At 53.1% G+C, this 14,994-nt stretch carries 15 protein-coding genes; 13 read left to right on the plus strand and 2 right to left on the minus strand.

What is annotated here, in order from left to right; genetic code table 11:
* Positions 1-20: 20 nt before the first annotated feature.
* The gene (locus QQL54_RS11850; protein ID WP_284390929.1) at positions 21-1,211 is read right to left on the minus strand and encodes a serine hydrolase domain-containing protein; all 1,191 of its coding nucleotides are present in this window, start codon (positions 1,209-1,211) and stop codon (positions 21-23) included.
* 207 nt (positions 1,212-1,418) lie between these two features.
* Between QQL54_RS11850 and QQL54_RS11855 the strand changes: the two genes are divergently transcribed.
* The 11 genes from QQL54_RS11855 (at position 1,419) to QQL54_RS11905 (ending at position 11,702) form a co-directional block, all read left to right on the plus strand.
* Entirely contained in the window at positions 1,419-2,396 is a 978-nt protein-coding gene (locus QQL54_RS11855; protein WP_284390932.1) for an arginine N-succinyltransferase, read from the plus strand.
* A complete protein-coding gene (locus QQL54_RS11860) occupies positions 2,393-3,733 on the plus strand; it encodes an N-succinylarginine dihydrolase (RefSeq protein WP_284390933.1) in 1,341 nt (446 codons plus the stop codon). Before QQL54_RS11855 ends, QQL54_RS11860 begins: the two co-directional genes overlap by 4 nt.
* The gene (locus QQL54_RS11865; RefSeq protein ID WP_284390935.1) at positions 3,730-4,992 is read left to right on the plus strand and encodes a hydrolase; all 1,263 of its coding nucleotides are present in this window, start codon (positions 3,730-3,732) and stop codon (positions 4,990-4,992) included. Before QQL54_RS11860 ends, QQL54_RS11865 begins: the two co-directional genes overlap by 4 nt.
* Positions 4,989-6,356: a succinylglutamate-semialdehyde dehydrogenase gene (gene astD, locus QQL54_RS11870; RefSeq protein WP_284390938.1), complete on the plus strand. Its 1,368-nt coding sequence runs from the start codon at positions 4,989-4,991 to the stop codon at positions 6,354-6,356. Before QQL54_RS11865 ends, astD begins: the two co-directional genes overlap by 4 nt.
* A gap of 86 nt (positions 6,357-6,442) precedes the next feature.
* Positions 6,443-6,997: a hypothetical protein gene (locus QQL54_RS11875; protein ID WP_284390940.1), complete on the plus strand. Its 555-nt coding sequence runs from the start codon at positions 6,443-6,445 to the stop codon at positions 6,995-6,997.
* Between the two features lie 100 nt (positions 6,998-7,097).
* Positions 7,098-8,132: an IS1595 family transposase gene (locus tag QQL54_RS11880; RefSeq protein ID WP_284390943.1), complete on the plus strand. Its 1,035-nt coding sequence runs from the start codon at positions 7,098-7,100 to the stop codon at positions 8,130-8,132.
* A 69-nt stretch (positions 8,133-8,201) separates the two neighbouring features.
* Positions 8,202-9,014 carry a hypothetical protein gene (locus QQL54_RS11885; RefSeq protein WP_284390945.1) on the plus strand — a complete coding sequence of 271 codons (813 nt, stop codon included), beginning with the start codon at positions 8,202-8,204 and terminating at the stop codon, positions 9,012-9,014.
* Positions 9,014-9,592, plus strand: coding sequence for a type II toxin-antitoxin system VapC family toxin (locus QQL54_RS11890; protein WP_284390947.1), 579 nt, complete (start codon positions 9,014-9,016; stop codon positions 9,590-9,592). Before QQL54_RS11885 ends, QQL54_RS11890 begins: the two co-directional genes overlap by 1 nt.
* A 619-nt stretch (positions 9,593-10,211) precedes the next feature.
* Positions 10,212-10,472, plus strand: coding sequence for a DUF5710 domain-containing protein (locus tag QQL54_RS11895; protein WP_284390949.1), 261 nt, complete (start codon positions 10,212-10,214; stop codon positions 10,470-10,472).
* Between the two features lie 112 nt (positions 10,473-10,584).
* On the plus strand, positions 10,585-10,743 hold the full coding sequence (locus tag QQL54_RS11900; RefSeq protein ID WP_284390951.1) for a hypothetical protein: 159 nt from the start codon (positions 10,585-10,587) through the stop codon (positions 10,741-10,743).
* Positions 10,744-11,030: 287 nt separating this feature from the next.
* Entirely contained in the window at positions 11,031-11,702 is a 672-nt protein-coding gene (locus tag QQL54_RS11905; RefSeq protein WP_284390953.1) for a Crp/Fnr family transcriptional regulator, read from the plus strand.
* Between the two features lie 17 nt (positions 11,703-11,719).
* Here QQL54_RS11905 and QQL54_RS11910 read toward each other — a convergent pair whose 3' ends face one another.
* Positions 11,720-12,484, minus strand: coding sequence for an endonuclease/exonuclease/phosphatase family protein (locus QQL54_RS11910; protein WP_284390955.1), 765 nt, complete (start codon positions 12,482-12,484; stop codon positions 11,720-11,722).
* A 125-nt stretch (positions 12,485-12,609) separates the two neighbouring features.
* Here QQL54_RS11910 and cls point away from each other — a divergent pair, with 125 nt between their 5' ends.
* Together cls and QQL54_RS11920 are read left to right on the plus strand one after the other, a co-directional pair.
* Positions 12,610-14,073 carry a cardiolipin synthase gene (gene cls / locus QQL54_RS11915; RefSeq protein ID WP_284390957.1) on the plus strand — a complete coding sequence of 488 codons (1,464 nt, stop codon included), beginning with the start codon at positions 12,610-12,612 and terminating at the stop codon, positions 14,071-14,073.
* A complete protein-coding gene (locus QQL54_RS11920; RefSeq protein ID WP_348520735.1) occupies positions 14,004-14,990 on the plus strand; it encodes a diacylglycerol/lipid kinase family protein in 987 nt (328 codons plus the stop codon). Before cls ends, QQL54_RS11920 begins: the two co-directional genes overlap by 70 nt.
* Positions 14,991-14,994: the final 4 nt, after the last annotated feature.

The raw sequence follows: 14,994 nt of genomic DNA on the forward strand, positions 1-14,994 counted from the left end.
ATGGCTCCTGCCTAAAACCCCTAGTCGTTGTGGGCGCCGTTATGCGCGTCTACTTCGACAGGTGAGACCGGGCCCAACAAATCATCGAACAAGACCTCGCGAATATTACGGGTCGGGGCATCGCCGTAATTGCTCAGCATGATAATCGCTACGTCTCGTTCGGGAATAATACCAAACCATGAGATATAGCCGTTGCTACCGCCCGAATGACTGAGTGTTTCCAAGTCTCGGGTTTGTGTAATGAACCAACCCGGTATGACGGTTGTCGCGTCGCTGACTGTTAAAGTCTGTGCTCGGCGTAGCGCTCGGCTGTCGTCAGAGAGAAGCCGACCATCCGACAAAGCCCGATAATAATTGATCATATCCGACGCAGACGCATGGACGGCGCCTGCACCTTGCTGAACAAAGGAATAGCTGAGCGTTTCTGTACGCGCGCCGGCCGTGCCGTTATAGCCTTGGATAAGACCGTCATCTGGCACGGCGACCATATCACCTGCCTTGGTATCTAGCTGTTCCATATTGGCGTGAACCATTCCAGCGGGTTCAAACACGCGCATACGGACCAGCGCGTCAAACGGCTGACCCGAAGTTTTTGCTGCGATCACAGCGAGCATTTCATAACCAAAATTATTGTAAGTCCAACTCCCGGTGCCCGACGTATCGGGTGAAGTCTCGGCCGTTGAGATGGCCAATTCTACAGCGTCTGTGTGCTGCACCACCCCGGATTGGTACTGTTGCAAGAGACCTAAAGTAAGATCGGGAATTCCAGAACTGTGAATCAAAAGATCTCTGACGGTGACGTCATTCCAACTTTGCGGAGCTTCGGCGAAGAAGTCCGACACAGATGTTTCGAGCGACAGATCACCGCTTTCTATAAGCTGCATAATCACCGTCGCCGTGATCTGTTTGCTGGTCGAGAAGAGCTTGAAATTTGTGTCGCTGGTTATGGTGGGGTCGTCAGTTGCTCCGCCGTTACAAGCAAAGCTATAAATCATGTCTGTCGGTGTCACGATTGTGACAATTCCCGAAAACACATCTGTTGCGCAGGCTTCCGTCAGCATTGTGTCAGTCGCAGAGAAATCCGAGCCGAGTTGTGATGTGGAAGGGATTGCCGACGTGGCCAGCTCATCTGGCCCTTCATTGTCCAGTCCTTGAGTGCAGGAAGCCAGACAGGCAGAGAGGAGCAAACCAGCAATAATCTTAAAGGTCATATTGTGTTCCGTTCCTCAGTCTAACGTTTGTCTACGGTCTGACTGCGGTTTCTTCAAGCGTATGACCAGCTTGCCCTTAATGTCCGACCCTCAACTGTTGATGTCCGCCCCTTGAATCACCTAGCTTCCCCCGCTAGATGGTCGCCACGTCCCCTGACTGCTGTGCCCCAACGGACCGGCTCGCGGACGCAAGCGACGAGGTCTTCCTTGGACGTCTTTCGCCTAGCCACCCCTGATGATGCCGAAGCTATTGCGCGCTTTACGAGTGCTGCAGAAGCGGGGCTGACGACGGTCCCGCGCACACGGGAGCGGGTGGACGCCTATATCAATGCCACGCACCGCTATTTGGGTGGAGAGCCGGAAGCAAACCGATTGCTCTTCGTCGCTGAATGCGACGGCGCAGTGATGGGGATTTCCGGGATTATCCCTAAACTCGGCGTGGATCGCCCGTTCTATTCCTTCAAACGATCGCGCCATGCCCGGCTGTCCTCACAAATGGATCTGCGAACCGAATATGAGACGCTGCAACTGACCACAGATTTCGATGGTTATACCGAACTGGCCTCAATCTTTCTGGCACCAGAAGCACGGGGTCGAGGGGTTGCGCGGCTGCTCTCGCTTGGCCGGCTTTGCTTCGTGGAATCGCATCCCGACATGTTCGATCGTCGCCTGATGGCGGATATTCGCGGTTGGGTAGATGAGGCCGGGGTCAGCCCGTTTTGGGAGCATCTGACCTCCAAATTCATCAATACGGATTTCGCCATCGCCGATCGTCTGTCTGCCTCAGATGGGCGCTTCATCATGGAATTGCTGCCAAGCTTGCCGATCCTGATGAACCTCTTGCCGGATGCGGCGCGGATTTGCGCGGGTCGACCCCACGACATTTCACGCGGGGCAATGAACTTGTTGATGGGCGCAGGTTTTGAGGAGACGGAACTGTGCGATATTTTTGATGGCGGTCCCGCGATCCAGTGCCGCGCTGACGCGACGCTGATCGCTCGGACGGTTCGTGACATTGTGGATTATAAGGACGGTCCCCAACGGCTGTTGGCGTTTGCTGGAACAGGCACGGATTTTCGCGCCACGCTGACGACGGGGGATATTGCGTCTGGCTTCATTTCTGATGTGGCCAAACCTCTCGGACAAGCGCGGATCGCACTGGCTCAAGATAGGCGGCACTCATGACAGATAAAACCACACAAGAAATGAATTTTGATGGGCTGGTTGGCCCAACCCATAATTATGCGGGTCTGTCGCGCGGCAATATCGCTAGCGCCTCGCACAAGGGCCTCGTTTCCAATCCAAAAGCGGCCGCGCTTCAAGGTTTGACCAAAATGGAACGGCTGATTGATCTCGGCATTCCGCAGGGCGTGCTGCCGCCACATGATGGGCCGCGTATTTCCGTGCTGCGCCAAATGGGTTTTACGGGATCTGATGCCGATATTCTGCAACTGGCCCTGCGCGCCAACCCGGCACTGCTGGCCAATGTTAGTTCAGCGTCGTCTATGTGGACGGCGAATGCGGCGACCGTGTCCCCCGCCGCAGACACGAGCGATAGCCGCGTCCATTTCACTCCGGCCAATCTGATTTCCATGCCGCACCGCGCGCTTGAGCATGGGCTGACGCAACGCATTCTATCGCGCATCTTTGTAGATGACGCTCATTTCAAAGTTCATGACGCCCTGCTGATGAACCCTATGCTGGGCGATGAAGGCGCAGCCAATCACAACCGTCTTTGCAAGTCCCACGGTGAAGAAGGATTGGAAGTGTTCGTCTACGGCAGGGCGGCGCTTGCCGCACGGGATGATGACCCAACATTCCCAGCCCGCCAAACGCTGGAAAGCTGTCACGTCTTGGCCAGCCATCACGGTCTTAGCCGGGCGCATTTCCTAAGGCAGAATCCGGCGGCCATTGATGCAGGCGCGTTTCACAATGATGTCGTATGCGTCGTGAATGAAGACACAATGCTGTATCACGCGCTGGCCTTTGAAACTCCGGATCAGATGGAAGCAGACCTGACGCGCGCCTGCGATCCGCTCGGCTTTGCGCCGCGTTTTGCTCGTGCTGAGATACCGATTGAAGATGCGGTGAAGTCCTATGTGTTCAACTCGCAGCTTGTGTCGCTTCCGGCTGGCAGCATGGCGATGATCCTACCGACGGAAACGGAAGAAATGCCGAGCGCGAAAGCCTATGTCGACAGCTTGCTCGCGGATGGGTTTATTCAAGACGCGCATTATCTCGACCTGCGACAGAGCATGAGCAATGGCGGTGGTCCGGCCTGTCTGCGACTGCGTGTTGCGATGGGCGCGGACGCAATGGGTGCGGTTCATTCCGGCGTGGTGATGACGAAAGATAAAATCGCGGCGCTCCGGGGCGTTGTGTCCAACCATTATCGAGATCGCTTGACGATTGAGGACATAGGCGACCCGCAATTCCTGACGGATGTTCGCGAAACTTTGGACGCGCTTTCTGCCGTTCTGGACCTCCCCAATCTTTACGATTTTCAGAAGGATGCCGCGTGACGCAATCCGTGAATTTGGCTGATCTAAACGCAGCGGATCGCGCAGCGCTCGATCATGCGGCAACGCGGCAAGACGCAATGCTCGACCGTGTGCTTGGTTGGGCTGCCGTCAATACGGGCAGTTGGAATGCAGACGGGCTGAAACAGCTAGCCCCATCCATTGCAGAGGCGCTACGCGAAACCGGAGCCGAGGTCGAAATTGTCAACGCGCCGCCGATTGAGAAAATCAACGCAAAGGGCGAGACGGACGCCTTTCACACAGGCCCGGTCCTGCGGGCCGTGCAGCGTCCTGACGCGCCGATACAGATTGTTCTGACCGGGCATTATGACACGGTCTTTCCTCCGAATAGCTTCACTGACATTACGGATATTGGCGACGGCAAGCTCAACGGTCCGGGCCTCGCCGATATGAAGGGCGGGATCACTGTGATGATTGAGGCGCTGAAGACCTTCGAAGCGCACGGCGAAACGGATCAACTGGGTTACACAATCATCCTGACTCCCGATGAAGAAACGGGCAATTTTGCCTCCGACACATTTTTGCGGGACGCCGCTAAAAAAGCCCATGTCGGACTGACGTTTGAGCCTGCCATGGAAGACGGCGCGCTGGCTGGGGCGCGCAAGGGCTCAGGCATTTGGGATATCATCTTTCGGGGTCGCTCTGCCCATGCTGGCCGTGAACCGGAAAAGGGACGATCTGCCATTTGGGCAGCGTGTGAGATGGCGCTTAAGGTCGAAGCTTTAATGGGCGTGCGCGACGGGGTCGTATTTAATGTCGGGTCCGTCGATGGCGGTGCAGCAGTGAATATTGTGCCCGATAATGCGGTGCTGCGGGTTGGGTCTCGGGCTCCAGATCCAGAATCTGCCGAATGGGCGGAAGCGCAGATCATGACAGCACTTGATGAAGTTCTCAAACGTGACGGCATCACTGCACATACGCATGGTGGTTTTTATCGCCCGCCAAAACCACGCAATGCCGCGCAAGATCGATTGATCGGTGATGTGCGGGAAACTGCGAAAGGGATCGGCCTCGATTTGGTCTTCAAGGACACGGGCGGTGTTTGCGAAGGGAATAATGTCTTCGCGGCTGGGACGCCCAACATCGATACACTAGGTGTTCGCGGCGGGCGTATTCACTCATCCGACGAATTTATGGTGGTTAGCAGCCTGTCTGAACGAGCTGGACTGTCCGCGCTCCTTCTCAATCGTTTGGCGGATGGTCGTATGGACGGCCCCGCGATCAAGGCCTTGATGTCATGAAGTCTACCAATCCTATTACAGGTGCGACTGTCTGGGACGGCGCCGCCGCGTCGTCAGAGGCGGTGAAGGGTGCTGTTGCGGCTGCTCGTGAGGCGTTTCACAACTTTTCGATGACGCCCCTATCCGAGCGTATTGCGATGATGGAGCGTTGGGGCGAGGCTATCTTGGCTCGTAAGGAACAGATCGCGCGGGCGATCTCGGACGAAATCGGAAAACCCATGTGGGAAGCCCGCACCGAAGCTGGGGCCATGGCGGGCAAAGTTGCGCATTCGATCCGAGCGCAGGCTGAACGCGCGGGATCAACCGCTTCAGACGCCATGTCGCTCAATCATAGACCGCACGGCGTCATGGCGGTCTTTGGACCGTTTAACTTTCCCGGTCATTTGCCTAATGGTCACATTATTCCCGCCCTGCTGGCCGGGAACACGGTTGTTTTTAAACCGAGCGAATTGGCTCCGAGCGTGGGTGATATTTTCGCAGATCTGGCTCGAGAGGCAGGCTTAGCCGACGGTGTATTGAACATCGTTCAGGGCGGACGCGACACAGGGGCTGCGCTCCTAAATGCCGATATTGACGGACTCTTATTTACCGGAAGCGCCGGAACAGGGACGTTTTTCCATAAGCATTTCGCGGGGCGTCCGAATGTCATTTTGGCACTGGAAATGGGCGGTAATAATCCGCTGATCATTCACGATGCCGCCGATATCGATGCCGCGGCCGATATCGCGACTGTGTCGGCCTTTATATCTGCCGGCCAACGTTGTTCCTGTGCGCGCCGCCTGATTTTGCCGACCGGGGCGTTTGGTGATGCTGTTCTCGACCGGATCATGGTGCGGATCGCTGCGATGGCTGTCGGCGCGCCGGATGAGGATGTATTTATCGGCTCAGTCGTGTCTGAGGATGCTGCCAAGGCTGCCATCCAGTTTGAAGCGGACTTGATGTCTAAAGGCGGGCAGACGCTCGTCGCTTTAGAGCGCAACGGCGCATTTTTACGTCCCGGCCTTATGGATGTGACACAGGCTAACGCGCCGGACGAAGAGATTTTCGCGCCTTTCCTGCAGGTTTATCGCACGGACGGCATAGAGGCTCAGATCGCGCTCGCTAACGATACTCGGTTCGGTTTAGCGGCAGGTCTGGTCAGTGACGATGCGGCGCTTTGGGATCACGCGCGGCCGCGCCTGCGGGCCGGGATCGTTAACTGGAATAAGCCGACAACGGGGGCCGCCAGTTCCATGCCGTTCGGCGGTCCAGGTCTGTCTGGGAATTTCCGACCTGGCGCTTATTATGCGGCGGATTATTGTGCGTGGCCGCAGGCCAGTCAGATCGCGGCTGTTCCGACGTCTCCGGCTTTGCCGAATTTCTAGTGAGCCCCGTCTGAGCTCAGCCGACTTGCCACGACCCAACCTCTGCGCCAATAAACGCGCTTGAATTGCCTATCGGAGCCCTTGCCATGAACGCACTGAAAACTCGCCGACTGTTGATCAATCTACATCTGATTTTTGCCGGTTTAATGGCTCCGGCTTTCATTTTGGTTGCCATTTCTGGTGGGCTCTATCTGATCGGCAATAAAGGCCAAACGGTGGACACGCCCGTGGTGTTACCGGCGGGCTCGATGCTCGATTTCAGCAGCGATAGTTTAGAAGCTGATGTGCGCGCCTTGCTTTCACAGAGCGGCATTGATCACTCGTTCGAATATATCCGTGATCGCGGCACGACGATCGAGCTACGCCCAACGTCTCGGACTTATCTCTCTTTGTCTCAGACGCCGGATGGACTCACCGCCACGCGCCACAACCCAAACCTACAAAAATCGATGATCGAACTTCACAAGGGTCACGGTCCAAGCCTGTTCAAACTCTATCAAAAATTCGTGGCTCTGTTCTTGATCGGTGTGGTTCTGGGCGGCGTTCTCGTCGGGCTCCTGTCCAAAGCCTATCGCGGCAAAACCATTGTCGCTCTGAGTATTGGATCCATTCTGTTTCTCTTTCTCGCGCTTTTTGCATGACGCAGCGGATCGCATCATGACAGCGAAACTGTCGTTTCAGTAAGAATTTATTGGCGTATATATACTTGACAAACCCAGTGTGATTAGGCACTAGGATGGTATGTCTATCCTGTCCAAATCCTTCTTTCACAATGAAGCTGCCGCCTTCGCTTATCTCGAAGAACTGATCTGGCAGGGCCAGCCTGTCTGTCCGCATTGCGGTGAGGCTGAAAAGGTCGGCGCGCTTAAGCCTGTGACCCCGCGTCGTAAAGTGAAAAACGCTGACAAGTCTTTGAAGCTGGACGCTAATGGCAATCAGGTCTGGAAATACAGCCCAACCCGCTACGGCATCAAGAAGTGCTACGCTTGCCGTAAGCAATTCACCGTCACGGTCGGTACTGTGTTCGAGTCCAGCCACGTCCCGTTGCACAAGTGGCTTCAAGCCGCGTTTCTGATGATGAGTTCTAAGAAGGGCATTAGCTCTAAGCAGCTAGAGCGCACGTTGGAAGTCACCTACAAAACCGCGTGGTTTATGTCTCACCGCTTGCGTGAAGCCATGATGCAAGGCGATCTACCGCCTATGGGCGGTGAAGGCGTTGTCGTGGAAGCTGATGAGACCTATTTCGGCAACCGTATTAGCCTCAAAAAGAAGAAAGCGGCTAAGCGTCGTGGCGTTAAAGGTCTGGGCGGCGGTCCCGGCAACAAGTTCCCTATCGTTTCTCTGGTTGAGCGCGGCGGCTCTGTTCGCTCTTTCAACGTGGACCGTGCGAACAAGCATACTGTGTCTAGCATTGTGCGTCAGAATGTGGATCGTCGTTCCCGCCTCATGACAGACGAAAGCTTGCTCTACAAAGACGTTGGCCCTGAATATGCGGGCCATGAAGCCGTGAACCATTCTCGCGGCGAATATGTGCGCGGTGAAGCCTACACGAACACGCTAGAGGGTTATTACAGCATCTTTAAGCGCGGCATGAAGGGCGTCTATCAGCACTGTAACGAGAAGCATCTGCACCGCTATCTAGCGGAGTTCGACTTCCGCTATAACAACCGTGAGCGCCTTGGCGTGAATGATATGGGACGGACGGCAAACGCCCTGCAAGGTATCGTAGGCAAGCGTTTGACGTATCGATCAGTTGACGGCCAAGCCGCCTGTTAAGGTTGGGTTTCAGTATGGGTTTGATTTTACGTCTGCAGGCCGATAGAATCTGATTGAAAGGTCAGTAAGTTGGTACGTGAAGTTAAAGAAATAGACTTCAAACTTTATGGATTGCGCCATGAAAAAGATGGAGCGGTCAGGGCGGATGTTTTTGCCAAAAAATTGGCTGATTTTGTCAACGGACTGAAAGCTGCTGATAAGCACGTCAACGGCAAGAAGGCTGTAAACCACCTCATAACAAATTTAGAATACGGCAGTGCTCTAGCGAGAATATCCGAGGAGGTTTACAGTCGCAAGGTGAGTTTTAGCGCTTCTGGCATTGAGTATTACCAAGAAATTGCAAATGATATTGCAACAGGCGGCCCTATAAAACCTGACACACCGATCCAAGTTTTAAAGAGTTTGGCAGCCTTGGGCGATGGCGCAGATAAGACTTTCTCTCACGGAGAAATGCAGATGCCTGAGAATAACGATAACATAGTCAGGTTCGACACCTATTTTGATAAACAGGCTGGTGTAATATTGGATAAATTTACGAAACCCGCGCGGGAAGATGCCTTCTATGAGGGCACATCCTTTGGGGAGTTTGACGGAACTATAAAAGAAGTCGATTTGCGTGGAAAAATCCACAGCGCAAAACTCATTCTGTCTGCGGGTAATGTAGAAATTGACTGTATCTGCAATTCCGTGTCTGTGACAAATTTGAGGGAAACCCTTGATAGGCGAGTCATTGTTCAAGCTGCGGCAAGCTATGACGGCACAAAGAGACTGCCCACGCGATTAGACATTAAGTTGATCACGCCAGTGGCTACTGATGGAGACCTATTGCGGTGGTGTGGGGCTTTTGATGTTCCTCCCATTAGAGATGGGGATTTGTGGTAATGTCTGTCAGCAACCTGTTTTGGGACTCCAACGTATTCATAGCCTTTTTGAATGACGAAAAAGATATATACGACATTCCAAGTATAAAACAGTATTTGGAGGACGCTAAACTTGGCAAATGTAAGATCTACACCTCCTCAATAGCATTCTCAGAAGTCACTCCAAAGAGGCTCGTTAGATCAGAGTATGGAACATTTAACGACTTTCTCGCCGATTTTAGAAGCCAAATCATTACCGTAGGTAACGATCCAAATATTGGCGCATTATCTGCTGAGTTAAAGGATCTGCCCTACAAGAAAAATAATTCCACAAAGCGTATTCTCACTACAGGGGATGCGATCATGCTCGCTACTGCATTAGAACTAGAGCTAACATACAAGGTTAAACTTGACGCTTTTCATACCTTCGATAACGGCAAGGGGCCTCGTAGCCCAGAAGGCGGGAAAGCTATTCCCATGTTGACCTATGAGGAGTGGTGTGAGGGTATAGAAAGTGACCCGCTCGCATCAAGGGTAATTCAGCTTAACCGATGCACGCCAGTTCATCCATCGCCTACAATGTTCAACAATGCCTCCTAAGACCCAACTCGACAAATTCAAGCAGACCGCCCGCGAACTCGAATGTGATGAGTCAGAGGAAGCGTTTGAGCGGAAGCTGAGGAAGATCGCTAAAACCGATAATAAAATGGATAGCGATTGAATAAACCTATGATTGGTTGTAACATTAACCCATGTTCCAACATTCTAGTAATTGCGCGCTTAAGAAAATTCCAGCCAATCGGCCAAGATGGTGTAACTGCAACGTTATAGCCGAGCGAAGACTTGCGGCACCGCCGGGTCGTTTGGGTTATATCCGGGTCTTGGACCTGAGAATGTTTGTCCACTTTTGCAAAGCATGGATAGAATATCTAAGTGAAAATTGCGGAAGTCTTGGCCACTACCGCCGGAAAGCTGCCAAGCGTTTAGGGATGGATGCCCTTTTGTGTCGATCCCATACATATGAGGCTCAACCCGACGCATCCGACCCTTGTAGTGAAACTCCAAAATTTCACGATTCTGAATTGCTGAAATGATAGTTTGGTTCATCCAAACTTGATGACCCGATTCGTGGGTTTGTCAAAGACACATACGCCAATTTATTCCTTGAAAATCCCGTTTGTTCTCTCTATGTTCTAATTCTGGAACGTAGAGATTGAGCATGACCAAACGTTACATCAATGTGGCCTATAAGGATCGGGAGATCGCCAAGCGGCTTGGCGCGCGCTGGGATGCGTCGGTGAAGCGTTGGTATTGTCCACCCGGATCGGCTCTGGCCAAGGTTTATAGTTGGCGCAAACCCTCTGGACGCGACGTGTCCGACCCGTTTGGACCTGAGGGGATGGTTTCGCCGTCTGTTGCGGCCAATTCCAATATTGCCCGGTCAACTCAGGGCGGCGATCAGCTTTCATTTCTGGCCTAGAGTCCCGATCAATCTAGAGTCACGTTCACACTCTGTGTGACCGTTTATCGGAACCCGAAGAGTTTTCGAAACGTAGTGTCAGTCAGCCCTCTCACGATTGTAGGATTAGACGATGACTGAAACTGACAAACAGAAATCTGCCGCTAAAAAAGTTCGCGATGAGGCGAACGAAGCCGACATGACGAGCTCCCCCGCACTCAATGATGATGCAGAAACAGATGGCGGTCAGGCTGGCAAACAATCTCTGCCGGATGGCAATCGTTTCGATTGATTATTGAACCCGACTTTACGTTGTCCCGAGACATGTTTGCTGAGTTTTGAGCCAACAGAGTCAATTTTCGTCTCGCTAATCTGTCGCCCGTCACACTGTGATCAGTTTGTAATAAGTTATCTGGAACAGAACCGCTCGTGCAGGCGTTTCTTGATCAACACTTACCATTAACTACTTTTATCAGAGATTGTCATATCACCCGCCTAACTGCGACGATTCCGGTTTTAACTTCGAGTTCAGATCCCGTTCTGGGCCGTTTGCCACCTGCATTGGTTAGCGGGTTACAATTGGCAAGCCAGCGCCGGATTAAAATTGCGCGAGGCGATGCTATTGTCGACACAGGCTACCCAAGAAATGCAATTTATTTGATCTCTGAAGGGTGGGCGGTTTCAAAACTGTCGATTGAAACGGGCAATACACAAATCATCGATATACTCGGTCCGGGCAGTATCGCAGAGATGACGAGTCTCAATGACCAGAGCGCAGAAGGTTACTCAACGGTCGCACTTCAAACTGTGTCTGTATACCGAATTGAAATCGACACGTTGCTAAGGCTTTGCGCCCAGGACGAAACGCTAACAGCTTGGCTTTTCGAGACTCTCGCAGGGCACACTCGTCGTGCCTATCGCCATCTAACAACACTTGGACAATTATCAGCGCGTCAGCGACTGGCCTTCGCTATGCTTAAGATCATTGATGTCGCCCAACAGACAGACCCATCATCAGTCGGGAAGACCGTTCACCTTCCAATGACCCAAGAAGAGATCGGCAACATGCTCGGTTTGACGAATGTCTCAATCTCAAAACTGATGAGCGCTTTTCGGAGAGAAGAGCTGATAGATTATGCGCGCAATCGTATTATCGTCCAGGATGTCGCGGCTCTCTCTCAGATTTGCGGTATGCGTTTAGAGTCGGACTACACAGACGCGGAGCCAACCCGGCTTGTTGCCAATCTGTAGTCACCTGCGCTGCCATATTAGGGACGAAGAATAGAGGCTCTGAATTTTGCGGATACGGGCAGGTGATCGGAAAATCCGGCATCTTCAACTTCGACCCCATGTTTGTGCGCGTGATCATCACTCAGGATATGATCAAGCCCTAATCGAGGGGCCCAAGATGGGTAGGTTTTATGCGGCCCACCAGTGAGGGGGCGTGACCCTGTCAGGGTCGAAAAATGCTTGATTGGCGCAGAATTAGCGCTGCAATTGAGGTCTCCACAAACAATCGTTCGGGCGCGACCATAACGCGGTAAGTTAAGGTGCTTGGCAAGGAATGCGAGCTGCTCGGTTTGATCTTCGAGCCCAAGAGACAAATGAACGCAGGCCACAACGGTGGCGGGTTCCATATCGAGTTCGACCACCAATGCGCCGCGCCCACCAATCCGTCCCGGTAATTTCAGATCTTCGCAATTCTTGATCGCGACACGCGACAGGATTGCGTTCCCATGACGGGAAATAGCGCGCACAGATCGATTTTCCTGGAATACATGGTGGGGGTGCTGACTGGCCTGACGGAGCACATCACCCTGATTGGAAAATCCCGCGCGACGACCACCGGGATCGACTTCTTGTAGGCAAACCACATCATATTCCGAAATGAATTTGCCGATGGAGCGTAATCGGCGCTCTTTCACCTTTGTGCTCATCAGCTGATTGTGAGCGCGCGTGACATAATGATGGGCCCGTTGGGTCCCGATTCCGGCCTGAATATTGTAGGACAAGACAGAGAATTTTTCGCTCATCTATCTGCCGTCTCCATTCTTGTCAGTCCGCGCGTGCAATGTAAGGAACCCCTGAAGGCCCCAGCCGTTCCTTTATTAGCTCGATGAACAGGCGTTAAGGCACTGCGGGGCCGGGGAAAAGATAAATGCTGCCAACCAGTCCACTTTTGATACTCGCGCACATTATTGTAACGGTGATCTTGTCGCTGATGATCATAAGTCGTCGGATCAATGTCTCCACGACGCTGTCATGGATCATCCTGCTTTCTGTTCTGCCAATTGCTGGGCCTATTATGTATTTCTTGTTCGGGAGTCAGTCTCTCGGGCGGAAGCGGCTCAAAACTGGTGGGGCGATCCGGCAATATTATCAGCGTGATTTCGGAATAGGTAAGCGCCGCGTCGCGCGCGAAGACTTGCCCGTCGCTGACTATCTACAAGAATTATCGTGGATGTTGTCCATTCAGACCGGGTTCTTCCCTGCTGCAGGAAACAAGCACAAACTCTATTCTGAGGCGCCGCCGCTGATTGAGGCCATAATCGCTGACATTGATGCGGCGAAAGACAGCGTCTATCTGGAATTTTATATCGTCGATCCGCAAGGCCTGATCGTCGATGTTCTCGCTGCGCTGGAACGGGCTGCAACCCGCGGTGTTGATGTGCGGCTAATGGTCGATGATTTTGGTGGCCGACCCTTTTTTCGATCGGAATGGGATGAGCAGCTCGTGGCTGCGGGCGCCGAAGTCATCCATTCGCTCTCAGTCAATCCGATCAAAGCTTTTTCCAAACGCACCGACCTTCGCAACCACCGCAAGGTCATTCTGGTCGATCAGGAAATTGGCTACACAGGTAGCTTCAATCTGACCGACCCCGTCAAGTTCAAGCAAGGCAAGGGGTTTGGTGAATGGGTTGACGTAATGCTGCGGCTTGAAGGTCACATTGTCTCTTCGCTCTCATGCATGTTCAACACGGACTATATTTTCGACAGTCAGGGTATGGACCATACGGATCAGGATCTGGCCGAACTGTCAGATGATGGCGACGCGGCTCCGCATTTTTCGGAAGGTATGGCGATGCAACTCGTTCCATCCGGACCTGAGATGCAGACCTCAATCATTCATGAGTTGATCGTCGCATCGATTTTTGGTGCGCGAAAATCAGTCACGATTGTGACGCCATATTTTGTCCCTGACGAAACGCTCCAATTAGCGATGACCAACGCAGCCCATCGCGGGGTCAGCGTCCGGCTGATTGTGCCCAAGCGGGTCGATTCCATCATGGCGCGCCATGCCGGGGAAAGCACATTTGACGAGTTGATTAGGGCTGGGATCGAAGTGCACCGCTTTATAGGTGGTATGTTGCATACGAAACTGGTTCAGATTGATGACCAGATGACGCTCATCGGCACAGCCAATATCGATATGCGGAGTTTCTACCTTAATTTGGAAATGACCCTGTGTGTCTATGACGATACGTTCGCTGCGGAAATCAACGCGCTCGTCGATAGTTATATCGCCGCGTCAGAAATGCTGGATCCAGACAAATGGGAACAGCGTGGCCCGTTCCTACGTTGGAAAGAGAACATCCTTCGTCTTGCGAGCCCCTTACTTTGACTTGTCAAACACTACCTAGAAAACCCGTCGTTCTCACAAACCTATCCTCGTCTTCCTCGGAGGATATTTCGAGCCAGTTGGGGGCTATTTTCGAGCGTTACGGCTATGGTCAACCAGACCTATTCGTCGGCGAATCGTCCGACATGAAATCGATGATGAGCAAAATGCGAGACGCTAAGGGCGATCTGCTGATCGCATTTGGCGGCGACGGAACGGCGGCCGCAGTGGCCTCAATCGCCCGCGATCAGAACGTCCCCTTCATCGCTTTGCCGGGCGGAACCATGAACATGTTGATGCAGGGCCTTTATGGGTCCGACGTCTGGCAAGATTGTTTGATCCGGGGTCTAGCCGTTGCGAGCCCACGACCCATGACGGCCGGTATTGTGCGCGATGAAAGCGGGCAGACAGGCACCTTCCTGGTCGGGTGTATGTTCGGGAAGCCGACCAAAATGAGTGAAGCGCGGGAAGATCTGCGCGACGGAAACGTTATGGATGCCGCCAAAGGGGCAATCGAGACGATGAAAACGACTTCAGACGCGTCGCCCATACGGATCGCCTTACCAGATCGTGACTATGACGAACGGTCAATGGAATTGATCAATGTAACCTGTCCTTTCATGGACGGTGAAGCGCTGGATCCGGATAGGCTCGACCTAACCCTCTTTGACAAGGTCACGGGCGGAAGCACTTTGTCGCTTGGTGTGGCGGCATTGATGGGAAATATCCGTCAAAGCCAGGCCGTGGAAAATGTGAAGACCAAGCAGTTTCGACTTCGCTCTGACTCTGCGATTGAAGGCTTACTCGACGGCGAACCAATGACGTTCAAAGGTGAAGTCACCGTTGAACTCGACAAAAACCATGGGTTGGTTTTGGCCCCTTGGCCTGCGATGAGTTTTCCGATCTCACGGGAGGCATAGGAAC

Origin of the sequence: Algimonas ampicilliniresistens, from assembly GCF_030159955.1 — a bacterium.
In the GTDB taxonomy this organism is placed as follows: Bacteria; Pseudomonadota; Alphaproteobacteria; order Caulobacterales; family Maricaulaceae; genus Litorimonas; species Litorimonas ampicilliniresistens.